A 25,839-nucleotide genomic window follows, 5' to 3' on the forward strand; every position below is an offset into this window, starting at 1 on the left:
GCATAAGCGACCACAAAGGCCACGATGACCGGGCAGGCCGAGGATGGCCAGCCAACCGCGCACTCCCGTTTACAAGCCAGCTCGGCGCCATAAAACAGCAGGCCGCAGCTGACAGCCCAAGGCAACCGTCAGGAGATCATCAGTCAGGGGCTTCAAAATCCAAGCTGCCGGGCAGATAGTTGAACAGCTCCAGCCGTGGCGGATTGCCTTTGCCCAGCCGAAACGCGCTCAGGCTTGCGGGTGCGACTGGTATGATATGCGCCGGGTCAAGCCCGACATAGCGCTGCAGGATCGCGCGGATGACACCGCCATGACAGACCACAAGCAGGTTCTGGCACGGGTCGCGCTGTTCCTCCTCGATGACCGCGGTGACCCGCTCAACAAAATCCGCCCAGATCTCTCCGCCCGGCGGTGCAGATGTGCCCGCCCGCCATCCAAGGTAGGCGGTTTCATCCTGGGCTCGGATCTCTTCGATGGCGCAGCCGGTCCAGTCGCCGACGTCAATTTCCCGAAGCCCGTCTGTCAATCGCGGGCTCTGGGCCCCGATCCGACGTGCCGTCTCGCGAACGCGTTCAAGATCAGAAGAGACCGCCCGGCACGGGCCAATACCATCGATGACCGGGCGCAGCATATCCGCCTGCGACGCACCCAGATCTGAGAGGCCGATGTCCGCCTGGCCCTGCAGCCGCCGCGCGGCGTTCCATTTCGATTGTCCGTGACGCACCAACAGCAATCGCATCAGCCGATCCTCTCGCCATTTGTGCCGAACCAGCTGTCCGGTCGGGGCGGCAGGCGAAACTGAATCGTATCGCCAATGCGCGCTGCGGGCGCTGTGTCCACGATGGCCGTCAGACGCAACCCGTCGCGCAGACCGGTCACCATGACGCGCCCGGCAATCGCGCTTGTCTCTACCAGTTCCATCGGCAGAGTGGTCTCGCCTTCGGCCTCACTCAACATCATTGTCTCGGCACGATACATCGCCATGCACTTGTCGGCGGGCGGAGTTACGGGCATATGCCGCCCGCCCACCTTGTAGCCCGTGCCATTCTTGTTCACCGGGATCATGTTGTTGGGGGGCGTGCCGACGAAAGTGGCCACAAAGACGGTTTCAGGATGGTCCACCAGATCGGTGGGCGCGCCGAACTGCTGCACGCGGCCTTTGTCCATGACCGCGACATGGGTGGCCATGGTCATTGCCTCGATCTGATCGTGCGTCACATAGACGGTCGTCGCCCCTGTCGCGCGGTGCAGGCGCATGAGTTCGGTGCGCATCTCGACCCGCAGCTTGGCATCGAGGTTTGACAGGGGTTCATCGAACAGCAACACCGACGGCTTTGGCGCGATGGTGCGCGCAATGGCAACGCGCTGTTGCTGCCCCCCGGAGATTTCATTGGGATACCGGTCTGCCAACTGGCCGATGTCGAGCAGCTTCAAGACCTCCTCGACCCGCGCAGTGCGGTCCGGTTTCGACATCTTCATCACCTTCAGGGGCCATTCGACATTGCCGCGCACCGACATATGCGGCCAGAGCGCGTAGGACTGGAAAACCAGTCCGGAATTGCGTTTGGCCGGATCAACGGCCCAGTTGCGATCCCCATCTGAAACGGTTTGAGCGTCGAACACGATCTGCCCGGCCGTGGGCAGCTCCAGACCTGCGAGCATCCTCAGAAGCGTGGTCTTGCCGCAGCCCGATGGTCCAAGCAGCACAAAAAACGCGCCATCTGGGACCGAGATCGAGACGTCTTTGACAGCTTCGAATGTGCCGAAGCGTTTGGTGAGATTGCGAATTTCCAGCATGGGATCCCTCAGTTCTGCAGCCAAGGCTGGGATTTGGTTTGCAGCCGACTGGCAATCAGCGTGGCGGCGATGGAGATGAACAGGATCACGACCGTGATCGCGTTGGCAAATTGTCCGAAACCTTCCGAGGCGTATCGATAGGCGACGACCGACAGCACCGGCATGGTTGGCGTAAAGAGAAGCACCACCAGCGACAGATCGCGGATGATTTTCACAAAGATCAGGATGCCGCCCGCTGCGAGGCCGCGAATGGCCAGCGGCACGGTGATGGCGGCAAGCCTGCGGGCAAAGCTTGCGCCTGTCATGCGCGCACTTTCCTCCAGCTCTCCGCCGACCTGCTGGATCACCGCACGGCCCGTCTGAACGGAGAAAGGCAAAAGATACGCCGTCCCGGCGATCACCAGAAGTGCAAAGGTGCCGTAGAGTGCCGGAAATGGCCCGATTGGCGCACCCAGATAGGCGATATAGGCGGCACCAAACGCAATGCCCGGAACGAGAAGCGGCAGGAAGCTGATCTGCGTGATGGCGGCAGACATCCACCCTTCGCGGAAACGCGCGGTGGTGTAGGAGGCCAGAAGCCCTAAGAACATGCCCATGAATGCCACCGCCAGCCCAAGGCCGAGCGTCACCGTCAGGGCCCGCAGGATATCCTCGTTATAGGCGATGCCGGGAATGCCTTGGGCAAAGGAAGGATCACTCTGGCCGATCCAGTAATGCAACGTCCAGTCAGAGAACAGATTGGCCGCCGATGGCGCAAGGCTTGATGCGGTCAGGACGATCACCGGCACCACCGTGGAGCTGATCAGGATCACCATCGCCAAGGCGCAAAGCGGCCAGCGCGCGCCCCGCAAGTCAAAGCGTTTGGCCCGCCCGCCCTTGCCGGTGATGGTCGCATAGGACCGGCGACCGGAAACGATCCGGTTTCCTGCCCATAGAAACGCCCCCGAAATCAGCACCAGCAATATGCCGATCACATAACCGCGCCCGACCTGGCCCACTTCGATCATCCCAAACAATCGTGTGGAGAGCGTCTGCATCCTGACCGGCAGGCCAAGCAAGGCGGGCGTGGCGAAGTTCGAAACCGCACCGGCAAAGCACAGTGAGCCCGCTGCGACCAGTGCCGGGGTCGTGACCGGCAGAATGATCCCCATCAGAATCCTCCCCCCCTTGGCACCCGCAATTTGCGCGGCCTCGACCAGATCGGAGTTTACGGTGGCCAGTGCCGCGGCGATGATCGTGAAGGCGAGGCTGAAATAGTGTAGCGTCAGCACGATCAGCGTGGGTACCATACCCCATGCGAGCCAGTCTGGAATGCCCAACCCCATGCCTTGCAGCCAGCCCACCTGCCCCCCAATACGGTCATTGCGGAAAAGCGACCCCCAGGCCAGCGCAGCCGCAAAGGACGGAATCATGAACGGGAGCGTGGCCATCACACCGATGGTCTTACGGAAAGGCACGTTTGTCATCACCACCAGCCATGCAAGAAACCCACCCAGCAGCACGCAACCGGTCGCCACCACGAGACCGATCAGCAAGGTGTTGGTCAAAGGCTTGTAAAACAGATTGGTCGAGAGGCGCCCCGCCAAGACGTCGGACCACGCCTGGATCGTTTCGGGTTGCAAAGTGTAGAGCACCGTCCGCAGAAGCGGCAACACGATCAGCGCGATCAACAGAGCCAGCACCACCGTCTTGAGGATCGTGCCTTGCTGAAAGACCATACGTCGTCCTTGTCCACCCATGACTGTGTTCGCCATCAAAATCACCCTCGAACGATGGAGTAAGGATCTGCTGGCAGGCGCATCACGACGCCTGCCACCGACTGGGAGAAACCCGCTATTGCAGGGTGAGGATCAGGTCGCCGATTTCGGCGCGGATCTTGGCGGTCTCTGCCGGGGCGATCCGCCAAGCGGTAAAGTCTTCCAGCGGCACCGCGTCAGGATGCGGTGGGATGTCGGTGCGGGTCACGTAGTCGCCTGCGACATAGAAAGGGGCAAGGCCAGGCCCGCCGGTTTCGCTCTCATCCCCCATCAGAAAGTCGATCACGAGCCGCGCAGCCGCCGGATTGCCCGGTTCGGCTGACAAGGCCAGCACAGCAGGGAAGATGATGCCAGGCGCGGGTTCTACCGCATTGGCAACCTGCAACGCCCATCCCTCGTCTTCATTATCGCGGCGGTCCGAATAACTGGTGAAACCAACCGGCGGATTGTCCTGCCCGATGGCCCCCACCGCGACGTTCACATCATCGGTGGACCCCACGAGGATCACGTCATTTGCAAAAAGGTCCGCGATGAATTTCTCCCCTGCATTGGCCGCGCCGTCCAATGCGATGGCCTCGCCGAACTGCGCTTCATACGCGGTGGCCATGTCGTCAGATCGCAGCACGATCTCGGTCATCAGGTCGAGGTAATCGCCCCGCTGCAACGGATCGACCATGACGACGCGGCCACGCCATTCATCAGTCGTCAGTTGCCAGAGGTTGGAGACGGGCGCGCCGTCCGGATTGGCGTCTTCGTTATACATGAGCACCTTGGTCGACAGGCGCTGCGCCAGAAGCGGGCTCCGGTATTCCGGGTCCACGCGGTCTGCAACGCGGGGCGGCACGTAGGGCGCTATGATCCCGGTCTCCAGCAATTCAGTCAGCACCACCGGCGTATCGGAGATATAGATCACGTCCGCATTGGCCACCCCGGCCTGCGCCTCGGCGCGAAGCCGCGCGATCTGTTCGGTCGACGAAATGTCAAAGCCTTGGAGGTCAATGCCGGGATAGGCTTCCTCAAAGGCCGTCTCAACCCGCCCGATCCGACTGGTGAAGGAATAGACGGTCACCGTGCCCTCTTCCTGGGCAAGCGGCAGCAGTTCTTCGGGGCCCATCTCGTTCAGGCGATCATCGGCCTGCGCGGCCGATGAAACAAGAATGCAGACTGCGGCGAGGCGCGTTGCCTTCATAAGCTTCATGTGATCCTCCCTTGGAATCGTTGTTATTCAAACCGCTCGATCAGCTGTCCCAGCCGGTCGAGTTTCTTCAGAGATTCATCTTTCGCGGTCAACCCGGCCGCAATGACGATGGCATTGCACACCGTCATCGGCACGGTCAGTGTCTGAAAAGCATCCCGATCGCCGGACCGCGGTGCGGCCAGGATATGGTCTGGCTGCGGCACAAGAAGCGCACCCGACTTGCCCGAAATCATGATGGTCTCTGCACCAGTCTCCTTTGCGGTCTCCATCAATGCCGCGTAGCCTCGGGGGGGGCGGCGAAACGCAAAGCTCAAAACCACGTCGCCCCGCTGGAGGCCCAGCATCTGTTCGGCCAGACCACGCGGGTCGGTATCGAGCTGTTGCACATCCTTGCCGAAGCGGCGAAACCGCTTGACCATCATCAGCGCCAGAACCTCGGCGTTGCCACAGCCGTAAACAAATATCCGCTGCGCATTCATCAGGATCCGGGCCGTGCTGGCAATCTGGCCAGCGCTGATGAATTCCTCGATCCGGCCGAGCGCTTGCGCCTCGTCCTGCGCCAGCTTGCCGAGAATCGTGTCAGAAGTGCTCTCTGTAATGGTTTTTTCAAAGCGGGTCGCGGTTTCGCGGGTGGCGATGAACTCATCGCGCAGCGCATCGCGGAAGGCCGCATAGCTGTCGAAGCCCAGCTTCTTGGCGAGACGCGAGGCGGTCGCCTCGTGGACACCCACAGATCTCGCCAATTCACCTGCTGTGCCGAGCGCCGCGGCCGTGGGGCTCTCAATCACATTCTCGACAAGCAGCCGCTCGCTGGGCGTCAGTGACGTTGCCTGATCCGAGATCGTTTCAATAAGAGACATGCAAACTCCACCACCCCTTGCACGTCTTCTTGCATTAATATTGATTCTTTGCAAGCTTATTTGCTGAGCGCGCATCAACTCCGCCGCAAGTTGAAAATACCTACCTCCGTGCGCCTACCAATACTCTGAACTCAAAAGGTTTTCGCGGGTCTGGTAGACCTTCTCAGCAGATCATCCGATCCCGCAACGCGGCTTGGCGAATTGCATCAGCAGGCCGAAGCCACAGTCGCAAGGCCCTTCCCAAGCAGCGCGACGAGGTTGCCGAAAGCCGCCAGGCAAGAGCAAATCAACTCCGGCTGAAATCGGAATTGGGCTGCGCATGCGGTACCTCCCGAACGGTAGAGCATGCCCACACTCAGGGCGACGAATAGGGACGACAATCGCCGGTCAGATACCAGCACGGTATGTCAAATTACAATGATGTGAGGCCCGCATTTCAGGTGGCTGGCGGCGCCCGCAGCAGCATCACACCCTGATGTCCGGCCACTTCGCCCGAATTAAGGTTGCATCGGCAAATGCCGTTTTGCTGACGTATGAGGCCGGGCCGCCTGATCGTCTCAGAAAGAAGCTATGATTTGTATTGCGGACTGGGGTTGCCCGTCACTCACAGCTTTGGCCACGGCCGCACCTGTCAAGCGACATCAGGCTGAACCGCCGCTTGCGGCAGCAGGTACCAGTCGGACGATGGCGGAGGTCGTCGCGTGCGGACCGGACAGTCATAAGCGTCCGAGAGGTTTTCATCCGTGAGCACGAGGTCCACCCGGCCGTCTGCAACGATACGACCGGACCGCATCAGCACAACTTGATCGGCAAACATCGCCGAGAGATTGAGATCATGCATGACCGCGACCACGCCACCTCCGGCATCTGCGTAGTCGCGCGCAATCCGCATGACCTGCAACTGATGACCAATGTCCAGGCTCGAAACGGGCTCGTCCAGAAAGAGCCAACGGGGCTGACCGGCCACCATTGGCTCCCAGACCTGACACAGGACGCGCGCCAGTTGAACGCGCTGCTGTTCTCCGCCGGAAAGCTCCTGGTAGAAGCGTGCCTCGTACCCGGTCAGACCGACACGCGCCAAAGCCCGGTACGGCAGACGCGCGTCCTGTGACAGACCCTGACCGAGCCCGAGACGGACCACTTCGATGGCCTGAAAGGGAAAGGACATCGGCGTCGATTGCGGCAGCACTGCCCGGACGCTTGCCAACTGCCACGCCGGCGTCACCGCGATATCGTAACCGGCGACCGTTACGTCGCCCGTGCAGGGTGTTTCTCCGGTCAGAGCCTTGAGCAGGGTTGTCTTGCCAGAGCCGTTGGGCCCGACAATCGCGGTCAGGGCCGTCGGTCGGGCCTGAAAATCCAGACGGTCAAGAATGGTTTTTGCGCCATATCGCAGCGTGATCCCCTTGGCCCTGATCATATCACAAATCCACCACGCTGCGGCGGCGCAGGAGGATCCACAAAAAGAAGGGTGCGCCAAGCACGGCGGTCACGATCCCGATGGGCAATTCCGCGGGTGCCACCACAAAGCGCGAAATGATATCCGCCATCAACAGCAGACTTGCCCCGAGCAGGGCCGAATTGACCAGCAGGCCGTGATGATCGGGTCCTGTGGCCAGCCGCAGAAGATGCGGCACCACGATGCCCACAAACCCGATGCCGCCCGAGACCGCCACCGCAGCTCCGGTGGCCGCACTGACGGCCAGGATCGCGATGTTTTTTGTGCGTTGCACATTGATGCCAATGTGATGGGCCGAGGCTTCGCCAAGGGCGAGACCGTTCAGCCCGCGCGCAAGGGTCGTGGCGATCAGCGTGGCCAAAAGGACAACGGGGCCGGCGATCAAGACCTTGGCCCAGGAACTGCCCGCGAGCGAGCCCAGCTGCCAGAAGGTGAGCTCGCGCAGTTGCAGATCATCAGCATGAAAGATCAACAGGCCCGAAATAGCACCCGTCAGCGCGCCCAGTGCGATCCCCGCAAGCAGCATCGTGGCCACCGAGGTGCGCCCAGACCTTGTGGCAACAGCATAGAGCACCATCATGGAGGCCCATGCACCCACAAAGGCCATGACCGGCAGCAGCGCATCACCGAACACACCGGCCATGCCGAAAGGCAGCGCACCGCCCACCACAATGGCCAGGAGCGCGCCGAGGCCCGCGCCCGCGCTGACGCCCAAAAGACCGGGGTCGGCCAGCGGATTGCGGAAAAGCCCCTGCATGACCGCACCGGACACCGCCAGCGCCGCACCAACACAGGCCCCCAGCAGCGTGCGCGGCGCCCGGATCTCCCAAAGGATCACCGCCTCTGTCGTTGTTGTGCCCGCACCCATGGCAAGGCTCCAGAGGGCGCGCCAGAGAGATGTGCCGGAAGCGCCCACGGCGAGGCTGGTGATCGACACCGCGACCAGAACAAGTGCCAGGATGCCGTGAAGCTGCCGGGCGCGTTGGCGGCGATCCACCACCATTGCAACATTCTGGTCGGCCAGCGTCACCGCATCAGCCCGCGGCGTAGAGCGCGTTGTGCAACGCGCGCACGGCCTCTGCCGTGCGCGGGCCGAACCCCAACAGCAAAAGACCATTCATCCGCACCACAGCCTGGGCCTGCGCGGCAGGTGTGGTGCGGAGCGCGGGCATGTCGAAAAGTTCTGCATCACTGCTGGCGTGCTCGCCCGCGCGGTCCATCATCAGGATCACATCCGGCGCTGCGGATGCGATCGCCTCTGCCGTTACGGATTTGTAGCCATCAAAGGTGCTGATGGCATTTTCCCCACCGGCCAGACTGATGATTGCATCCGCAGAGGTATCGGTACCGGAAGCCATGAGTTGCCCCCCCTGGGTGCTGAGAAGGAATATGACGCGTGGACGTGGCTGACCCGAGGCGGCGATATCTTCAGCTGTCGCTTGCAGGTCCGCTGAAACTCTTGCGGCGAGCGTTGCCGCCTTGTCCGGGACACCCAGAGCGGCCCCCACAGCAGTGATCTTTTCTGCAATCTGGTCCGCGGTCCGGGCCTGTGGCATCTCGATGAACGGGATCTGCGCCGATCTAAGCAGATCGAGTGTGTCAGGCGGCCCTGCGCCTTGCTCGGAAATGATGAGATCGGGCTTGGCGCTCAACACACCTTCGGGTGACAACGCGCGTATGTAGCCCACATCCGGCAGAGCCGTTGCTGCCTCGGGAAAGCTTGATGTGGTGTCGCGGGCGACCAGCCGATGCTCTTCGCCCAAGGCAAAGACGATCTCGGTAACCGACCCGCCCAGAGAGACGACGCGCATCGCCGCCGCCTCTCCGCGCGCGTTGGAGGTTGCGATGCCGAGCGCGAGGAGCACCAGTATCACGATCACGGCAACACGGTCACTCAACCCCAAGCGCCCGGCCCAGACCTGCCGCCGCCTCATTGTACAGCTTCCACTTCAAGTGTGGGTAGCGCTTTGACGATTTCGCGCCAGGCGGGGCGGCTGTCGCGCCCCTCCTTGCCCAGACCAAAAACCTGAAAAATCAGCGTGCCCTGCGCATCAAATGCCTCGACCGAGACTGCGGGGCCGCGTTGCGTTGGCTTATCAACCGCCCAAACCTCCGCGATCCGATCCCGGCGCAAATGCAGGTTAAAACCCGGGTCCATGACGTTTTGCCAGGGGCCCATGGGCTTGAGGGTCCGGATTGGGCCCGTGTGTATCTGGATACAGCCCCGGTTGCCGACAAAGAGCATGATCTCGATCTGCTGATCCCGCACCGCTTCCAACATCGCATCGACGGCTTTCGGGGGCACTGCGCGCACAAAGGGGGCGCCCGCGATGCGGTAGGCCCCCAGCCGGTTCATCTTGAGTTTGGACGTCAGGCGCATGAACTGGTGGGTGTCGGTCATCCGCACCCATTCCTTGCGCAGAATATCCAGCTTGCTGACGTCAGATTTGGGCACCTCCGGCGGTTTTCGGGCGGCAACCACAAGGGTGGCTTCCTGATCCGGCAGCGCAATGTTTGCCGGTGCGTCCGCCCATGCGTCGACAGCGGTCTCGTCACGCAGAAAGACCTTGTGCACTGCGTCTCCTGCTGCGTCGAAAACCTGCAAACTGCGCCGCATCCCGGCCTCTGTCTCTTTCTCGACCATATAGGCGTGGCGCCAGTGGCTCGGAAAAATCCGCAGATCGATCTCTTCCGTCAATACCATCGCTGCATGCGGCCCTGGATGATAGTTGGCGTAGACGCCGATCTTTTCGTGCACGCAAGCCACGTTGCGGGTCAGCGCCATTGTTTCACCAAAGCTCCCGGCAGCATGCATGATCTGGTCCGGATGGGGCACAACGGCGGTCGCCCCATGGCCAATATGAGCAGCAACGAGCTGTGCTTCGGTGAGCGCCAGTTTCTCGGCCAGATCACGGTCGCGGGTCTTGCTGTCTGCGGTCCGGGCCGCACGAATCTCTTCGGGGGTCAGGTGTGTCATCACGGCTTACCAATTCTTTTTAAGGGCGGGATCAGAACTGGCTTGGTGAAGCGTTTCACCTGGCTTGCGGAATCTGCAGACATTCTTGACAATTTTAGTAAGTTTAAGGTAATCCTGCAAGAGCCAAGTGAATAACTTGCTTTAAACCACCTGATTTCGCCGCGGCCAGCCCCCTGCAAGCTCAGCTATCAGCCAGCTTTCGAGGGGCCCTCAATGCATCTGTTATCCTTGCGCAGCCTGCTGCGCATCACCACTGCGGTGCTCTGCACTGCCTCCTATCCTGCCTTGTCAAAGGATCAGGAGACAACCGACGAAGAGACCTATCTCGGCACCATCATTCTTGGCGAAAGCAAACGTGATGTGGCAACCGACACGGCCATTCCCACCACCACCATTGACGAAAGAGAGATCAAGGACCGGCAGGCGGGTACGATCGCGGAACTGATTGATTCCGTTCCCGGGGTCACGCTGGTCAACGGCGCAACTGCAGCAGGCTCCGGCATCAACATCCGCGGATACGGCGCCAACGGTACCTTCGGGACAGACCAGAAGGTACTTATCCAGGTGGATGGTGCCACAAAGGGCAGCGAAGAACTTTATCGTATCGGCACGCAGCTCTATTCCGACCCCTTCCTCTTCCGTGAGGTTGAAGTCATCCGAGGCACGATCGGGTCGTTTGAATACGGCTCCGGCGTCTTTGGGGGCGTGGTGCGCCTGGAAACCATCAACGCCTCCGACATCCTTGGAGAGCGGCTTGGCTTTGGCGGGCGTCAGACCCTTGAGTTCTCTTCAAACGGCGATGGCATCACCAGTTCCACCATCCTGGGATGGAAGCCCGACGAAAACCTCGAGCTTCTCTTTAATTATACCCGCCGGACGCTGGATGTCCGCACCGATGGCAATGGCGACGACATCAACCCCGACGCAGGGGATCTGGATGACCCGTCCTATCTCCTCAAGGGCCGCTACACCTTCGGTGAAACCCGGGCGCATTCCCTGACCTTCAGCTACTCCAATACCGAGCAAGAGCAGTTTGACGTGCCCTACGATACCTTCGGTCTCGCCAATTTCGGCAACGTTGACCGTTTCATCGAAAACGAAGTGGCCAGCTTGCGGTACAATTACGATCCAGCAGGCAGCGACCTCATCAATCTCGATGTGGAGCTGACCTATTCGGATGAGCTTATAGAGAGCCAGGCAATTGACCGGTCTCTGCCGGTTTTCAGCCTCAACCTTCTTGATGCCGACAACCGCTATGAGACCACAACCTTGCGGATCCGCAATACGGCGCTGTTTGAGATGGCAGCCGTGCAGCACGAGTTGCGTGCCGGGGCCGAGTACATCCTGCGCGAGCGTCAGGACGCCAGCGCCGGGGCCGCCCCCGGGGGCGAAAAAGAGGTCTTTGCGCTGTTTCTGGTCGACGAGATGCAGATCGGGGATGCCTGGACCATCATGCCAGCGCTGCGCTACGAAACCCAGGAGATCACGGAGGATCCGATCAACGGCGCGGCAGAATTCGGGGATGATGCGCTGATGGGCGGACTTTCACTCCGGTACGCTTTTGCCAATGGTATCTCCGTCTTCGGCTCGGGTGCCTATACAGTCAATCTGCCCATCATTGACGATATCAGCAGCGACCTCATCCAGCAATCCGAGCGAGCCACAACCTATGAGGTCGGCGTGGCGTACGACGGGCAGGATGTTTTTGAGACAGGCGATGCTCTCGCGCTGAAGCTGAACTACTATACGCAAGAATCCAGCAATGTCACAACCATACGGGCCATCGGCAATCCACTTGATTCCGTGGATGCGGTTGACCGGGATGGCTTTGAACTGGAGGCGTCCTATGCGCGGCAGAACGGCCTCTATGTCGATCTGAACGCGCATATCTCAGATGGAGAAGAGACATTGCTGAACGGCACGGTGCAGGATTACCGGTTCAATCCGGCAGATTCGGTCCGAATCACGCTGGGACAAAGGATCAGCGACATGCTGGATCTGAGTTACGAACTGGTCGCGCAGCGACGGTATGATGAAGGCACAGATATTGCGCCTGGTTTTGGCGTCAGTAATCTGCGCGCGACCTATATGCCACAACGAGGGCTGTTGGAGGGCACGGAAATCCGCTTTGGGATCGAAAACGTCTTTGACAAAGTCTATCAGCCGCGCCTCTCGACACGCAATGCGACGGGGCGCAATTTCATCCTGACGCTCGCTGCGACCTTCTGAGCCTTGATCGACGCCCGGGAGATGCCAAATGAAGACCCATGTAGAACGACCCAATGGAGACCAGATATGTTTATCGCAATGAACAGGTTCACAGTCCGGACCGAGAACGCCGAGGCGTTTGAGGCGCTTTGGCTGGGGCGGGACAGCCACCTGAAAGACATGGATGGCTTTGTTGAGTTTCATATGCTCAAGGGTCCGGAGGCCAAGGGCACTATCCTTTACGCCTCTCACACCGTCTGGGCGTCCGAGGACGCTTTTAGAGACTGGACCCGCAGCACGGCCTTTCGCGATGCACATAAGAACGCGGGAGCAACCGCCAAACTGCACGAAGGATCGCCCACATTCGAAGGGTTCTCAACGATCCAGCACATCGCCTGAGCGCGATCACGATCTGATAGGGCTGCCCGGCACAGACAATCAGCACCATGAGACAGCAGGTGCCACCCGGTATCGCCAAGGTCCTTTTCAACGTTGTTGAAGATGAACGGCGCATGTTCATGCACCGTCTTTTGCAGGCTCCGGTGGATACTCTGTCTGCCCCACGATGGTCACAGGAACCGCGCTCTCGTGGCGAAAGGCGCTAAAATCTGCTGCGTCGTCATGTTCCTCACAGGTGATTTCGCGCGCATCGGGTAGTCAGACAGCATTTGGCTTTGGATGGGCAGGCCTGGCCGGTTTGTTTCAAAACGCCATAACAGGACACGGCTTTGCTCATCGGTCCACGGTTCGGGTCAGAGCAGTTTCGCGCGCCTGCTTCAGCCGGGGACCTTCAGGGCAAATGCATAAGTCATTCTCTGCATCCCATTCGACGGGCGCTCTCACCCACGTATCGCCAGATCGGGCCGCCTTGTCGAAGACAGAAACGTGCGGCGCGACCTTGCGGTCGACCAGCAAGCCCAGCATCGGTTCAGCACAGCAGGTCTTCGAACCGATTGCGGATGCCCTGCTACATCCAGCAATCGGATTGCACTCCGCTGCGACGATACTAGAATACTGCTCCATCGACCCAAGGTTTCCTTGAAATGCCGTGCACCAAATTCTTCCCGACCCTCGGCCCGGTATAATGTAAGAGTATCCTTGCGCACCAGTCTGTTAAGAACCGGGTGACGTGCAATAATTCAAAGGCGGCAATCCTTTCACACGAAGAAGGGCCGTGAACTGGGAGAGACCAATGGAAGCAACACTCACACTCATCATATCCTTCGGGATACTGCTGGCGCTCGCGCTCGTGGTGTTCTGCGTGATCAAGTGGTGGAACATGCCGGTGATTGGCGTCACGCCCGTACCCTTGTTCACCTTTATCGCGATCCTGTTCACATCCGGTCTGGATGTCGGTCTTATCATGTTCCCATTGGGTGAATTCCCAACCTATGCCGACACGGCAGGAAATCCCGAATATAGCTTCACCAACCCACTGGCGATTGAATTCGGCTTTTGGGGCTTTCTGATCTGGGGGTTCTACTTCCTGACAAGCTTCTATTTCTGCGCTATCGAACCGCGTGTAAAGTTCTTTGACATCCCCTTCGTCCGGGTTCTCAACAACATTGTCATCATTGGCACCTGTGCATTCACCGCAAGTCTCTTCCTTGTCTATCTCCCGTTCTATATCCCCGAAATCGGTGATGGCGAGACGGTCGTCGCGACGTTCTATGTGATTGTCTTCTGCGTCATTCTGGCTGCGGCTTACTCAAGCACCGACATCAAGTTTGTCCGCATCCTGAGTGTCGGCTCAACATTCCTCTTCCTGTCGCTGATCGTGCTGATGTGGGCCATCGGAGATCTGGGTATTACAGGGCTGGCCGGGACCCTGTCGAATATCGGGGGGTACTTCACGAATATCCATAAATTCGTCGTTCCGATCAACGCCTATCACGAGTTTTATCTGTTCTGGTGGTTCGCTTGGTCGATCATGATTGGCCAGTTCACCTCCCGCTTTGTGGGTGGGTTGAAAACACAGCACCTTTTGCTGGCACTGCTTGTCATTCCATCGATCCCGCTGGCGATCTGGTTCTCGGTTCTCTACCACTACTACGTGAGTGAGATCAGCACAGACGGGTTGCTGAACATTGCAATGGTGATTGTCGGCGTAACGTTCGTCATCAACTCTCTGGATAGCTTGATCCGGCTCTACTCGGACAACCTGAACATCACCGCCCAGCGGTTTGGCAAGTTTTGGTACATCGCGGGCAACGTGGCCGTTCTCTTTGGTCTCACCCTGCTGTTCAAAAGCCAGTGGCTGCAGATTCAGTGGATCGGTGCCGTCGTGGTGGCGATCTATCTGGCTTGTGTGATCTACATCCTTTTCCGTCACCGCGACGGGGTTCTGTCGATCGCAACCTCACCGCCCGAAAACGACCTCGATTTCGAAAAGATCAAGGTGTCAAACTAGTCAAAACCAAGCTGCGCCGGACTGGAGCCGGCGCAGTTCCCAAAAGTCTTGGCGGGTGCGCTGTTACGTGTCCACAATTGCTTGAGGCTTTGCGCAGGCCTCCGTGCGCGGCTCAAAAAGGGAATGTTTGGTAAGCTGCAGCTCCACGCCGCCTCGCGTCGATGTAAGTCCCGAAATTGCCGCGATGTGCAGGAATGCCGGTTGGCAGCAGTCGAGTTCCTCGCTCACTCCAGCGGAGATGCCAGATGGGTAGGTGTTCGATCATTCGGAATAGCCGAAAATCCCGCGCCCCATCTGCGGGCCTGTCCAATGCACGGTGCGCCGCTTTGCAATCCATAGTCACCGGCGAATGGGCTCCAGCTATTGCGCTGAAACCAATAGATGCTCCTTCCGCCGAAGCTCTTTGATACAGCCATCCTCCATAGTTTCCGAACGTAGGTGTCAATTGGACTTGGCGCCTTCAATACATCGCCTTGTTGAGCGTGATAGAGACGGGTAATCCAGTTGCGACCTGCGCACTGCCCCGCGCCAGAAGCCAGCCGTCTTCACCCTCCAGACGGGCAACAACCTGCAGCGTTGGCGAAGGGGTCGAGCTTGCGGGCACCGCCAAGGAAAACGCTATCGTCTGTGAAACGCCGTCGCTTTTGATCCGCGTTTTCACATGGCGACGTTGTTCTTTTTCCTGCAGGGCCGAGTCCTCCAGATAGATCTCGATCCGGCCTTCCGGGATCGCCTTGCCACTTTCGAATTTGATGGTGCCGTGCATATCTTGTGGTTGCGCCGATACTGCTCCGACGACCGCGACGACAGCCGCAAATCCTGCGGTTGCGAATAGGGTTCGGCGATTGATCCGGGGCTTCATCACAAGCTCTCTCACCTCTTTACTCTCCTCAGGTGGCAGCTCCGCGCATAGGGGATGGCTTCAGAAGAGGCGCCTGAAAAGCACCCCTCTCGTCCCGCGTCAGATGATAATGAAATCGTCTGCCGAAAGATCCAGATTTGTACCCAGTTGCGCAAACTGGATTGCATCAACCTCACCAGAGCCGTCCGCGTCATAGGACAACGCCCCATTGCCGGTGTCATAGATGATGCGGTCATCGCCATCACGGCTTGCCCCCGTCGCACTCCCGTGAAACGCGCCGAACGAAAGTACGCCCTCATCGCCCACGTCTTCAAAGATGAGATTGTCCAGAAGGATCACGTCCTCGCTGACTTCGAAATCCTCGATCGTGTCGATATTGCCGTCTCCAAGCGCTGTCGAAAACCGGAAAGAATCCTCTCCCTCTCCGCCAATGAGCGTATCGGCCTCCAGCCCGCCATCGAGCAGGTCGCTGCCCCTGCCACCGCGCAGCATATCGGCACCCGCCTCCCCCGGTTCAGCGGGTGCGGGGGGGAAGTCCACCGAGACGTTCAGCGTATAGGTCGAGCCCTCGGGCACGGCTTCCGTCCAGCCGCCTTCCTCGGACTCCGCCGTCCAGCTGCCTTGCAGGATGTAATAGGTGCCTGTTTCCTCCACGACAAAAACCGTGCTTGAATCCCGATTGCTTGTTGATCCGGGGTCGCCACCGCCATCATCGTTTTCGGTGACGATATCGCCATTGCTGTCCAGCAGCCGGACCCAGCTGTCATGCACGTTTGGATCGGCAATGCCGTCAATGTCGATTGACAGGATGGTTCCAGCCGCCAGATCGATACTGTAATAGCCGCCCTGTCCGTTCCCGGTGGCTTCCACAGTCGTGTGAAGCACGGTGGTCGAATCGAAGATGTCAGGGTCCTCGGCCAGAGAAAAATTATCCGAAATGTCGAAGGCCGTCGCGATGGAGTTATTCGTCGCATCCGGTCCCAGCGTGGCATAGCCGGTGCCCATTCCCGGTGTCGGCAGCGCATCACCCTGATAGGCGAAATCGCCCAGCAGCGTGTCATCACCGCGACCGCCGCGCAGCTCATCGTCGCCGCCCTGCCCCGTCAGCACATTGGCGGCAGCGTTGCCTTGCAGACGGTCGTCAAAGCCCGATCCGGAGAGGTTCTCGATCGAGACATAGGTGTCACCCTCAGAGGTGTCGCGGCGCAGATTGAGCCGGACCCCGCTGGTCGCATCGGAGTAATCCGCCGTGTCACTGCCGGCCCCGCCGTTCAACAGATCTTCGCCGCCGCCGCCGGTCAGAATGTCGTCCCCTGCTCCGCCCGAGAGGGCGTTGATCTGGTCATCGCCGATCAGCCGGTCATCGTGGAAAGAGCCCACGGCGTTTTCGAGATCGACGAGGATGTCGTGCCGGATTGTCGTGCCACGGCCCACGATCTGCACGGGTCCATCGGCATCACCGCCCGTGGCCGTACCATTGGCGAGGTCTACCGTCACGCCACTGGAGCTGCCCCTGTAGACGACTGTATCATTGCCTTCGCCGCCATCCAGATAGTCCTGCCCGGCACCCCCGATGATCGTGTCGTCGCCGCCTTCACCGTAGAGGATGTCGCCATCATTGCCGCCATCCAATATGTCATCGCCGTCGCGGCCGTTGAAGACATCGCCGCCGCCCTGGCCCAAGAAGTGGTTTGCCGCGGAGGTCCCGATGAACCGGTCGATGCGGTCGTCGGACCCGATCAGATTCTCGATATCGTAGAATGTGTCACCCGACGCGGTACCGCCGCTGGCGACATTGGTCTCAAGATTGACGAGCAGCTGGAAGGGGCTCTCGCGGCTGTAGTCAACCGTGTCGACGCCGTCACCGCCCCGGAAGACATCGACACCGGCCTGGCCGCTCATCATATCGTCACCGTCACCGCCATCGAGCAGGTCATCGCCCTGACCGCCAAGGATCATGTCGTTACCATCTCCGCCGTAAAGCGAGTCGTTGCCATCGTCGCTCTCGGTCTGGTCTTCGAGGTCTGCGACGTCGATGGTGTTGTTGACATCGCGGCTGGCAAGCGAGTCGCGCCCGCCGATGATCATGTCATCACCGCCCATGCCGAAGATCGTATCGTCACCGCTGCCGCCGTCCAGCGTTTCACTGCTGTCGTCACCGAAGATGATGCTGGTCCGGGTATTGTCGCCCACGCTGGATGCGGTTTCACCGCCCGTGTCTTCTGGCTGGTCCGCCGCCAGCTGGTCGGCCGCGCCGTCGGCGTAGATGATGTTTTCGACATTGGCGATTTCGCCTATGTCGAGGTCTCTGGACATCACGATGACCGTATCGTTGCCGCCATCCGCTTCCTCGCGCACGATGTCGTCAACGGAATCGACGAAATAGGTGTCGTCGCCATCGTTCCCCGCCATCCGGTCAGCGCCGCCACGGCCATCCAGAACGTTGTCGCCGTCATTGCCGATCAGAATGTCGTCATACCGACTGCCGATGCCGCTCTCGATGTAATACTCGGTCTCATCGGCGTTGTGCCCGGCAAAGATCGACACGTTGTTGTTGTGCCCGTTGACGCTGGAGAACTGTCCGGCACGCAGATCAAGGATCGTGCCCGCGGTGGAGCCGGAAAAGTCGACGGTATCGGTGCCGCCGGTATCATGGATCACAAAGCCGATGTCGCGCTGCATGCCCGATGACGTGAGCTCATAGCCATATTTCGAGCTGTTAAACCCGTAGACGTCGTCATCGGTATTCAGGTCGATGGTCTGATAGGTCCGCTCCCCATCCTCGTCCACTGTGGAGAAATAGCTGCGAATGACGGCTTCGATATCCCCCATCAGCGGCGTCGAGGCCGACCAGCGGCTGTCTTCGCCGACATCGATCCCATCGAAGTAGGACATGACGCTGTATTGCTGACGGTCATAGGTCCAGGTCGCATTGTTCAGGTAGTTGATCTGCACGCCCCCGGGGCCGCTATAATTGTAAAGGCCGGGATGGTTCAGGCCGAACTCATGACCCAGTTCGTGAATGAAGCTGTCGAAAACATAGCCGCCGATATCGGTCAAGTTCGGCTCGGTGTCGTGGAACCGTTGACCGACGCTGATAAAGCGGTTGCTTGAAAAGGCGCTCCCGTCGCTCTGCTCGCCCAATTCGGGGCTGACAATCTGCATCCAGTCCGTTTCCGCATCGAATGGCGCATCGTCGACGATTTCGAACTGAAACGGGGCGACAGAGGCCCACATCTCCAGGGCGCCTATAGCAGACTCCTGATAGTCGGGATGGTTACTGAGCTCCTGGACATTGATCCGCATCGGCTTACCCGCGATCTCTGGCGTCAGGTCGCGAGGAAGGGCGCCCAGATAGTTGAGATAGGCTTCGTAATCCTCACTTTTACCGAATGGGTTGTCCGGCGTCTGATCGTTGATCCACCATTGCTCGCTGGCGTTGTCGGTATCGAATTGCGCGTTGGCCGACAGTTGAAGTGGTCCGCCCTCTGCGCGCGAAAGCATCGCTTCAGGACCGTTTGCGGCGTCCGGGGTTTCGGTAGAGCTACCCGAGGCAACAGGATCCGGGACATGTTCTTCTTCGAGAGCCGCCAGATCAGGCATCGTCTCTTGAAGAGCTGTGGTTTCATCCAAGTTCGCTTGAAATCCAGCCTTTTGAAACCCGATCTTTCCAAAAGAAGTTTCTTGCTCGGGGCCGTACCCCATTTCACACATGATGCACATGTTCAGATCATCCTTTCTTAACGATGCCGGAGGCGTAAATTCAAGTCGTCGGGGTCAGGCCGCGGGTCAGCGTGCCGACGTAATCTAGGAAGGCTTCGCAGTCTTTGTTTTTGCCAGATGGATTGTCTGACGTCTGATCGTTAACCCACCATTGGTCGTTGATCTGGATCGGAGAAGGCATGTTTAAGGACTCCCTATCGGACAACCAAAAGTTGTTGAGGCTGTTCGGGTTTGATTGAGCCAAGTATCAACTGGCTTCGTGTGTGCTGACGGCGGAGAAAATGTGCTGGCTGTAAAAACTTTACACCTTCATCAATAATAATGCGGTGTTTTTATGTGGTTACGATTCTGCCTGTGCTTCTTTTTTTCGAGATTTACGTATTAAATTCAACTGGAAATCCGGATAGTAACACTATCGGCGAAATTTGGCTTGGTAACCGGAGCGTGTAGGCACAGCGACACTCCCCACCATCAAGATCAGAATTTGGTGGGCCAATGAAGCGCCCAAGCGCCCGCGCGCGCCAAAATCAAGGCGCATCCCAGAGGTCAATTGTGATGCTCCGCCGACAGGTTGACCTGTAGCGTGGCGGACTGATCGGCACCGCCCTGAACGCCCTAAGAACGGAGGTTAGACTTGCGTAACCGCGGGGTTGCCTTTCCCGTATTGCAACCGCTGATCCGGCCAAGAGTGCGGCGCGGTGGACGGATGTCCGATATGGCAACCGGTCAGGTCCGTTTTCGCTGATGCGAATGGCCTGTATTGGCTGCCCAATTCCAAAGTGGCGTGAGCGTATTCTCTATCAATCCGTTGTTTTCCTGAGCCAAAGATCGAATGCAACCACTCCTCATGAGCGCCTCAGGCACCCTAACATGGCTGTGGTGAGTTTGGAGCCATCAACGGGTTTTCGTCCGCATTGCATGCGCGTAGACTGAAAGAGTTGTTTAAGAAAGGGCCGTGAGTTGGAGGCGTTGTTTGTTGTTCTGGGACTTGCATTCCTTGGGATCCCGGTAGCGGTCATCTACCTACTGGTCCAGCATTTTGGCGTTAAGCGCGAATTGCGAAACCTGCAAACGCAATTGACGTTGTTGCAAGAACGCCTCGGAGACCGCGCACAGCCTGTGGACGATCAAGGCTTCTTAACACCCGGCGCCGCAACGCCGGATGCGATGACTTCCCCCGAACCTCTTCCCACAGGAGGGACCGTTGGGCCCTGGGTCCAGCCTAAGCAGGGTGTCATCGAACCGACCACTGAGGCTAACATCACAGCGTCGCAAGATCCATTGCAACAGGCAGAAAGCAGTGCTGAACCGCCCCGAGCCGTAGTCCTGCGGCGCGAAAACCTCCGAAAGTTGGCGGCCTGGTTGTCCGGGAACTGGTTCTATGTCGCCTCCGCCATTTCACTGGCGCTTGCCGGTATCTTTTTAGTTCAATACGGGGTCGAAAACGGTCTCCTGCCACCGCGCATCCGGGTTTTGGTCGCACTTGCCTTTGGCGCAACCCTGATCGCAGTCGGCGAAGTGATCCGCCGCCGCTACGGCGACAACGATGAGGCAACAACCGCCTACCTGCCGTCTGTATTTTCCGGAGCCGGGATCGTCACGCTGTTTGGAGGCATTCTATCTGCGCGTCTCTTGTACGATTTGATCACCCCCGAGACCGCGCTCAGCGGGATGGTTGCGGTGGCTGTCGTGGCGCTTGTGCTGGGCTGGTTCTACGGCGCACTTCTGGCGGCGGTCGGGATCGCTGGTGCCTTCATCGCACCTTTCATTGTCGGAGGCAGCTCAAACGACCCGAGCTGGCTCTATGGATATTTCGCCGTGATCGCGATCCTTGGCCTTGGGATCGACGCGGTTCGTCGCTGGGCCTGGATAACGGTGCTGACGCTGGTCTTGGCCTATGCGGCTGGAGGCCTGGTTGTCCTTGGCAGCCCGGGCACCGCAGGCGCCTTCGCTCTTTTCGTAACGGCCGTGGTGGTGTTTGCGATCCTCGTGCCTGTCCGACGCCTGTCCCCCGATCATGACGGCACAATGGTGCTTGAGGCGCTTGCCAGGAGACCCGGGACGCCCTGGCCCGACTTTCCGGCGCGCGTGGCGTTCGCGGCAATGCTGGCAACTGCGGTGAGCCTTTTCTGGGTCTCGATGGCAGGCGTCACCGAGTTCTGGCTCGCAACCGGGCTTCTGACCACGCTTGCTGCCTTGCTGATCCTTTGGACACGACAGGGCCCTGCCCTTCAGGATGTGGCCCTTCTGCCCGCCATCGGGCTCATCAGCGCGCTTACGTGGCAAGGCAAGGAGCGGATGGATGTATGGCGTTTGTTCAACGAAAACTATGACGATACCCCCGAGGCGGATTTCCCGCTCGCAGTGACAGCCCTCCTTCTGATGGCAGCCGGTGTTTCGGTTCTCGCGTTCTGGCGGGCACTGGCGTCGCGCGGCTCGGAGGCTCGCTTTGGTCTCATCTGGGCGGCTGCGGCGGCGCTGTCAGTACCTGCGGCTGCGATCAGCCTCGAGCTCCTATGGGAACCGGCCGCCGTCATCGGTGCATACCCCTGGGCCCTGCACGCCGTATCACTGGCCGCTCTGATGGTCGTCTTTGCCGAGCGGTTGGCCCGAACCGACGGCCCGGATGATCGCCTGCGGATGTCGCTGCCGGTGCTCTCTGCGCTGTCGGCACTGGCATTTGCCTTCACCATTCTGTTCTCCGAGACCGCACTCACGCTGGCCTTGGTTGCGACAGTGGTTGCCGCCGCCGCGCTGGACCGGGCGTTCCGGATACCGCAGATGACGGCCTTCATCACCGTGGGTGTTGTCACCATCGGCTACCGTGTGATCGCAGATCCCGGTTTAGGCTTCGCTCTGCAAGGACCGCTTGCAGAGGTCATTTTTATTCATTGTGGCACCCTGGCCGGTTTTGTCACAGCGTTCGTCCTGATTACCGGACTGACCCGGCCCACAGCCAAAACCATGCTGGACAGTGCCGCCTGGGCTACGGCCGGGTTGCTCCTCTCAATTCTTCTCTTTCGCTGGCTGGACACCTTGTCTCAAAACCAGGATGCGTCACACTGGGCAATGGGTCTTTATGCGACGATCTGGCTTGGCCTGATGGCAGCGCAGCTCCAACGGCTGTCACTGGGGGGACTGCTGCGCTATGCACGCATCTTGCTGTCCGTCGGTTTCGGCCTTCTCGGATTTGGGGCCACATTAGTTGCCCTGACGTTCGTGAACCCGGTCGTCAGTAACTGGTCCGGGACGGTGCTTGGTCCGCCGGTCTTCAATACGCTGGCGATTGCCTATCTTTTGCCGGCCCTTTTGCTGCTGGCGACAGCGCTACGGCTACATGTTCTGGACCGGCGGGCCAAAATCGGTTTCCTGACAATAGCTGCGGGCCTGATTTTGTTCTGGGTCTTTGCGACGATCCGACACTACTGGCAGGGCGCAGAGGGTATGGTCCTCGATCAAGGCATCTCCCAGCCTGAACTTTACAGCTACACCGTTGCGCTCCTCCTGGTCGGGGCAGGCTTGTTTTATCAGTCCTTGGCACGCCACTCGAATTCGATGCGGCGGGCGGGGCTGACCGTCATCGCTCTGGCGGTGGGAAAGGTATTCTTCATCGATGCGGCGGGGTTGACCGGTCTGACGCGGGTGTTTTCGTTTCTGCTGTTGGGTGTTGCGCTCGCCGCGCTGGCATGGCTTGGACGCTGGGCCGGACGGAGCATGGGCCGTGAGCACCTTTGACCCAAACGGATGTTGGATTGCTGCGGGGGACCAGGAAACCCATCATGGACATTTGTTACGAATGGTCTCAACACGCGGCCCACAGAGGCGAGATACTATGGGCCGCCCCTGGACCAGTACAGTTGAGAACAAGGCACCTATGAGCCGAACCCCATGATGCGCCAATTCGTCTGGGTTTACGGCATGGTGATCCCGGAACACTTTGCAGACCCAAGTGAAAGCCGAACGGTATATCAAACGTTGAAGAAATTCCGCCAAGAAAGGCCCCCGCGAAGGCGGCATGGGTGTACGACCGCTATCAGAGGCGTAGCGGCGCCGAAAGCGCTGCCCGGTTTAGCGCCGAATGACTGTTGGGATCTTGAACAGCTTTGAGAGCATGAAACCTGCGCCTCTTTCTGATGACTTCGCGCTGCGTTTGGTCAGAAGCGGCAGCGGGAAATTGGCCATCCGGGCGTGACGCGGGAACACCGACCCCATAAACGGCTTTCGACGGCTCAACAGCGGCAGGATCAGATCTGCCATCCTTGCGTGGCGCGGAAACGCGAATTTGTCAATCGGCTTGCGCGCGCTCAGAAGCGGTATTGGAAATGCCGCCATCCTCGGCCCGTCCGGGATCACCGCATTGGTACCCGTTTTCCCATTGATGAGATGCGGGAACGGCCAACTGGCCATCCGCGGATGACGCCCAATCAGGGATCCTGCATAGGGCTTGCGGCGGCTGATCAGCGGCAACGGCCAGTTTGCCATGCGGGCATGACGCGGGAAAGCAAAGTTGTCGGACGGCTTGCGTCGAATGGTGAGGGGCAGCAGGATGTTGGCCATCCTTGCATGACGCGGAAATATGAACTCGTCACGTGGTTTATGCCGGGTGATCAGCCGGAACGGCCAGTTTGCCATCCGGGCATGAGGCTCGAACAGCATATCCGCGTATGGCTTGCGGCGGCTGATCAATGGTATCGGCCAGTCCGCCATATGGAAATTGGTATTCGAGGGGTCTCTGTCGCGGGTCAGAAAACGTGGATGATCGCTGAGAATAGAGGACTTCTTGACCGGTGGATTCGGGACGAACACTTCCTCAGGCAGGTTGCCCAGGCTCACCGCACCCATCTTTGCCATGATCTCTCGCGTCGTCTGAGCAACGCCAAGCGGTTTGTAACCAGCAACGACCAATACAACAGCGCCGCCATTCGCAACGCGGTGCTCATATGCTTCGGCCGTCGCAGGTTCCACGTGGGCCGTGGTGAGCGCACCGACGAGGCCGTCCGCATCCGTGTAGACCCGTATGACTTTCTTCGGAAGCCTCGCGAACCGAAGCTCTCGCTCGGCAGCGCGGGCGCGCGCCGCGTCACTGAAATATCGCGTGATGACCGTTGTCATGATGCCTCCACCGGTTTGGCTTGCAGATCCGGCGCTGCGGATCCTTCAACACTGTTCTTACGCGACCGTTGCGCTGTCTTGCCGCCCACCAAGAGATACAAGAGCGCCCCGCAGGCGAGAATGAGAAAGACGATTTCAACCATGAACACTATATTATAGGGTGTATGGGCCGAAATGCTAGTTTGGGATGGCGCGTTGAGGATCAGATCCCGCGCAATCCCGGCAGCCGCGACCCCCAAACCGGCCGATGTCGCCTGCACCGCCCCCCAGGCCCCAAGGGCCAGACCGATCTGGTTCCGCGCGGCAGACCGCATGGTTGCCGTCAGCATGGCGTGGCCGAACAGACCCGCCCCGAGACCCGTAATCACCGTACCCGCAAGAAACCAAAGCGGCCCGCCACCAAGCGAGGACGCGATGATCGCCGCAAAGCCCGGTATGCCGATCATGGCGCCCAAAAGTCCGAGCTTCTCTGGCGACCCGCCCGCCCCCAACAGCCGGGATGCCACTCCAAATCCAATCAGCGTTCCGCCGGCCAAGAGTGCTGTGAGCTTGGTGGTATCAGCAACAGAAAAGCCGAGTATCTGGCCGCCATAAGGCTCCAGCAGCACATCGGCGGCCCCAAAACCAAAAGTTCCGAGTGCGATGACAACCAACAGCCACAGCTTTCCCGGTCCCTTTATGAAATCTCCCCAGGCATGGCGGAACGGCAGCGGTCGGGTCTTGGCCATTTGCTGCGCGCGCACCCGGTCCCTGGCCTCCTGTTTCCACATGGCAAGAAGATTGAGAGCCACAGTTACGACAGCCGCACCCTGAATCACCTGGATCAGGCGACCTGGTGAATAGTTCTCCAACAGCGCACCAAAAACCAGCGCGCTGAGCACCATACCGACCAAGAGCATCACGTACATCAGGCCGACGACATTTGGTTGACTTTCTTCATCTACCAGATCGGTCGCCAGTGCCAGACCGACGGTCTGGACCATATGCGCCCCCGCCCCGACCAGCAGAAATGCCAGCGCGGCAGAGCTCAGGCCGATCCACCGCGGCGCATCCACAGCTTCACCGTATCCGGACAGGACCAGCAGCGCGAACGGCATGATCGCAAAGCCACCGAACTGATACAACGTGCCCTTCCAGATAAAGGGCACCCGTCGCAAACCGAGCGCTGAAACATGGACGTCAGATTTGTGACCAATCAAGGCGCGCAGCGGCGCAAAAACCAAAGGCAACGCCAGCATTACGGCCACCAGCGACGCCGGGACGTTCAGTTCGACGATCATCACGCGGTTCAAGGTGCCGACAAGGAGCACCACAGCCATTCCGACAGTGACCTGAAACAGCGACAGGCGGAGAAGGCGCGACAGCGGGACCGCGTCGGTCGCCACATCCGCAAAAGGCAAATAGCGTGGCCCAAGCGAAGCCAGTCTTCGCAAGGCAAAGTCGCGATAGTCGAACATCATACACCCGTCAAAAGGA

General features: G+C 59.5%; 17 protein-coding genes and 1 pseudogene. 4 read left to right on the plus strand and 14 right to left on the minus strand.

Annotated elements, in window-relative coordinates:
- Positions 1-139: 139 nt before the first annotated feature.
- The 9 genes from H7847_RS07745 to H7847_RS07785 all read right to left on the minus strand — a co-directional run bounded on the left by H7847_RS07745 (position 140) and on the right by H7847_RS07785 (position 10,048).
- A complete protein-coding gene (locus H7847_RS07745; RefSeq protein WP_227268812.1) occupies positions 140-739 on the minus strand; it encodes a histidine phosphatase family protein in 600 nt (199 codons plus the stop codon).
- Positions 739-1,797 (minus strand): ABC transporter ATP-binding protein, encoded by a 1,059-nt coding sequence (locus H7847_RS07750; RefSeq protein ID WP_227268813.1) that lies wholly within the window; start codon positions 1,795-1,797, stop codon positions 739-741. Before H7847_RS07750 ends, H7847_RS07745 begins: the two co-directional genes overlap by 1 nt.
- A gap of 8 nt (positions 1,798-1,805) precedes the next feature.
- Entirely contained in the window at positions 1,806-3,551 is a 1,746-nt protein-coding gene (locus H7847_RS07755) for an ABC transporter permease (RefSeq protein ID WP_227268814.1), read from the minus strand.
- Positions 3,552-3,630: 79 nt separating this feature from the next.
- Positions 3,631-4,752, minus strand: coding sequence for an ABC transporter substrate-binding protein (locus tag H7847_RS07760; protein ID WP_227268815.1), 1,122 nt, complete (start codon positions 4,750-4,752; stop codon positions 3,631-3,633).
- 23 nt (positions 4,753-4,775) lie between these two features.
- Positions 4,776-5,612 carry a MurR/RpiR family transcriptional regulator gene (locus H7847_RS07765; RefSeq protein ID WP_227268816.1) on the minus strand — a complete coding sequence of 279 codons (837 nt, stop codon included), beginning with the start codon at positions 5,610-5,612 and terminating at the stop codon, positions 4,776-4,778.
- Between the two features lie 631 nt (positions 5,613-6,243).
- Positions 6,244-7,032: a heme ABC transporter ATP-binding protein gene (locus H7847_RS07770; protein ID WP_227268817.1), complete on the minus strand. Its 789-nt coding sequence runs from the start codon at positions 7,030-7,032 to the stop codon at positions 6,244-6,246.
- Position 7,033: 1 nt separating this feature from the next.
- Positions 7,034-8,074 carry a FecCD family ABC transporter permease gene (locus tag H7847_RS07775; protein ID WP_227268991.1) on the minus strand — a complete coding sequence of 347 codons (1,041 nt, stop codon included), beginning with the start codon at positions 8,072-8,074 and terminating at the stop codon, positions 7,034-7,036.
- Positions 8,075-8,105: 31 nt separating this feature from the next.
- On the minus strand, positions 8,106-9,005 hold the full coding sequence (locus tag H7847_RS07780; protein WP_227268819.1) for a heme/hemin ABC transporter substrate-binding protein: 900 nt from the start codon (positions 9,003-9,005) through the stop codon (positions 8,106-8,108).
- Positions 9,002-10,048, minus strand: a complete 1,047-nt coding sequence (locus tag H7847_RS07785; RefSeq protein ID WP_227268820.1) for a hemin-degrading factor — start codon at positions 10,046-10,048, stop codon at positions 9,002-9,004. The genes H7847_RS07780 and H7847_RS07785 overlap by 4 nt, the downstream gene beginning before the upstream one ends.
- 213 nt (positions 10,049-10,261) lie before the next feature.
- Here H7847_RS07785 and H7847_RS07790 point away from each other — a divergent pair, with 213 nt between their 5' ends.
- Both H7847_RS07790 and H7847_RS07795 read left to right on the plus strand, forming a co-directional pair.
- The gene (locus tag H7847_RS07790; protein WP_227268821.1) at positions 10,262-12,277 is read left to right on the plus strand and encodes a TonB-dependent receptor domain-containing protein; all 2,016 of its coding nucleotides are present in this window, start codon (positions 10,262-10,264) and stop codon (positions 12,275-12,277) included.
- Positions 12,278-12,343: 66 nt separating this feature from the next.
- Positions 12,344-12,655: an antibiotic biosynthesis monooxygenase family protein gene (locus H7847_RS07795; RefSeq protein WP_227268822.1), complete on the plus strand. Its 312-nt coding sequence runs from the start codon at positions 12,344-12,346 to the stop codon at positions 12,653-12,655.
- Between the two features lie 213 nt (positions 12,656-12,868).
- Here the strand turns inward: H7847_RS07795 and H7847_RS07800 are convergent.
- A pseudogene (locus H7847_RS07800) lies at positions 12,869-13,183 on the minus strand (IS5/IS1182 family transposase); the annotation flags it as partial.
- 265 nt (positions 13,184-13,448) lie between these two features.
- Between H7847_RS07800 and H7847_RS07805 the strand changes: the two are divergent.
- Positions 13,449-14,666: a BCCT family transporter gene (locus H7847_RS07805; protein WP_227268824.1), complete on the plus strand. Its 1,218-nt coding sequence runs from the start codon at positions 13,449-13,451 to the stop codon at positions 14,664-14,666.
- Positions 14,667-15,126: 460 nt separating this feature from the next.
- On the opposite strand, the gene H7847_RS07810 is transcribed toward H7847_RS07805, so the two are convergent.
- Together H7847_RS07810 and H7847_RS26985 are read right to left on the minus strand one after the other, a co-directional pair.
- Complete coding sequence (locus H7847_RS07810; protein WP_227268825.1) at positions 15,127-15,543, minus strand: hypothetical protein; 417 nt, start codon at positions 15,541-15,543, stop codon at positions 15,127-15,129.
- Positions 15,544-15,627: 84 nt separating this feature from the next.
- The gene (locus H7847_RS26985) at positions 15,628-18,948 is read right to left on the minus strand and encodes a M10 family metallopeptidase C-terminal domain-containing protein (RefSeq protein WP_406675975.1); all 3,321 of its coding nucleotides are present in this window, start codon (positions 18,946-18,948) and stop codon (positions 15,628-15,630) included.
- 1,665 nt (positions 18,949-20,613) lie between these two features.
- Between H7847_RS26985 and H7847_RS07820 the strand changes: the two genes are divergently transcribed.
- Positions 20,614-22,986 (plus strand): DUF2339 domain-containing protein, encoded by a 2,373-nt coding sequence (locus H7847_RS07820; RefSeq protein ID WP_227268827.1) that lies wholly within the window; start codon positions 20,614-20,616, stop codon positions 22,984-22,986.
- A gap of 333 nt (positions 22,987-23,319) precedes the next feature.
- Here the strand turns inward: H7847_RS07820 and H7847_RS07825 are convergent, their stop codons facing one another.
- Positions 23,320-24,363: a PucR family transcriptional regulator gene (locus H7847_RS07825; RefSeq protein ID WP_227268829.1), complete on the minus strand. Its 1,044-nt coding sequence runs from the start codon at positions 24,361-24,363 to the stop codon at positions 23,320-23,322.
- Positions 24,360-25,820 carry a PucC family protein gene (locus tag H7847_RS07830; protein WP_227268993.1) on the minus strand — a complete coding sequence of 487 codons (1,461 nt, stop codon included), beginning with the start codon at positions 25,818-25,820 and terminating at the stop codon, positions 24,360-24,362. The genes H7847_RS07825 and H7847_RS07830 overlap by 4 nt, the downstream gene beginning before the upstream one ends.
- Between the last annotated feature and the right edge of the window lie 19 nt (positions 25,821-25,839).

It is taken from the genome of Roseobacter weihaiensis (genome assembly GCF_020622345.1).
Lineage (GTDB): Bacteria > Pseudomonadota > Alphaproteobacteria > Rhodobacterales > Rhodobacteraceae > Roseobacter > Roseobacter weihaiensis.

What these genes read in the sequence shown, in the direction of transcription:
- H7847_RS07745 (WP_227268812.1), bottom strand. Translation starts at nt 739, where the DNA reads ATGCGATTGCTGTTGGTGCGTCACGGACAATCGAAATGGAACGCCGCG.
- H7847_RS07750 (WP_227268813.1), bottom strand. Translation starts at nt 1,797, where the DNA reads ATGCTGGAAATTCGCAATCTCACCAAACGCTTCGGCACATTCGAAGCT.
- H7847_RS07755 (WP_227268814.1), bottom strand. Translation starts at nt 3,551, where the DNA reads ATGGCGAACACAGTCATGGGTGGACAAGGACGACGTATGGTCTTTCAG.
- H7847_RS07760 (WP_227268815.1), bottom strand. Translation starts at nt 4,752, where the DNA reads ATGAAGCTTATGAAGGCAACGCGCCTCGCCGCAGTCTGCATTCTTGTT.
- H7847_RS07765 (WP_227268816.1), bottom strand. Translation starts at nt 5,612, where the DNA reads ATGTCTCTTATTGAAACGATCTCGGATCAGGCAACGTCACTGACGCCC.
- H7847_RS07770 (WP_227268817.1), bottom strand. Translation starts at nt 7,032, where the DNA reads ATGATCAGGGCCAAGGGGATCACGCTGCGATATGGCGCAAAAACCATT.
- H7847_RS07775 (WP_227268991.1), bottom strand. Translation starts at nt 8,074, where the DNA reads ATGGTGGTGGATCGCCGCCAACGCGCCCGGCAGCTTCACGGCATCCTG.
- H7847_RS07780 (WP_227268819.1), bottom strand. Translation starts at nt 9,005, where the DNA reads ATGAGGCGGCGGCAGGTCTGGGCCGGGCGCTTGGGGTTGAGTGACCGT.
- H7847_RS07785 (WP_227268820.1), bottom strand. Translation starts at nt 10,048, where the DNA reads ATGACACACCTGACCCCCGAAGAGATTCGTGCGGCCCGGACCGCAGAC.
- H7847_RS07790 (WP_227268821.1), top strand. Translation starts at nt 10,262, where the DNA reads ATGCATCTGTTATCCTTGCGCAGCCTGCTGCGCATCACCACTGCGGTG.
- H7847_RS07795 (WP_227268822.1), top strand. Translation starts at nt 12,344, where the DNA reads ATGTTTATCGCAATGAACAGGTTCACAGTCCGGACCGAGAACGCCGAG.
- H7847_RS07805 (WP_227268824.1), top strand. Translation starts at nt 13,449, where the DNA reads ATGGAAGCAACACTCACACTCATCATATCCTTCGGGATACTGCTGGCG.
- H7847_RS07825 (WP_227268829.1), bottom strand. Translation starts at nt 24,363, where the DNA reads ATGACAACGGTCATCACGCGATATTTCAGTGACGCGGCGCGCGCCCGC.
- H7847_RS07830 (WP_227268993.1), bottom strand. Translation starts at nt 25,820, where the DNA reads ATGTTCGACTATCGCGACTTTGCCTTGCGAAGACTGGCTTCGCTTGGG.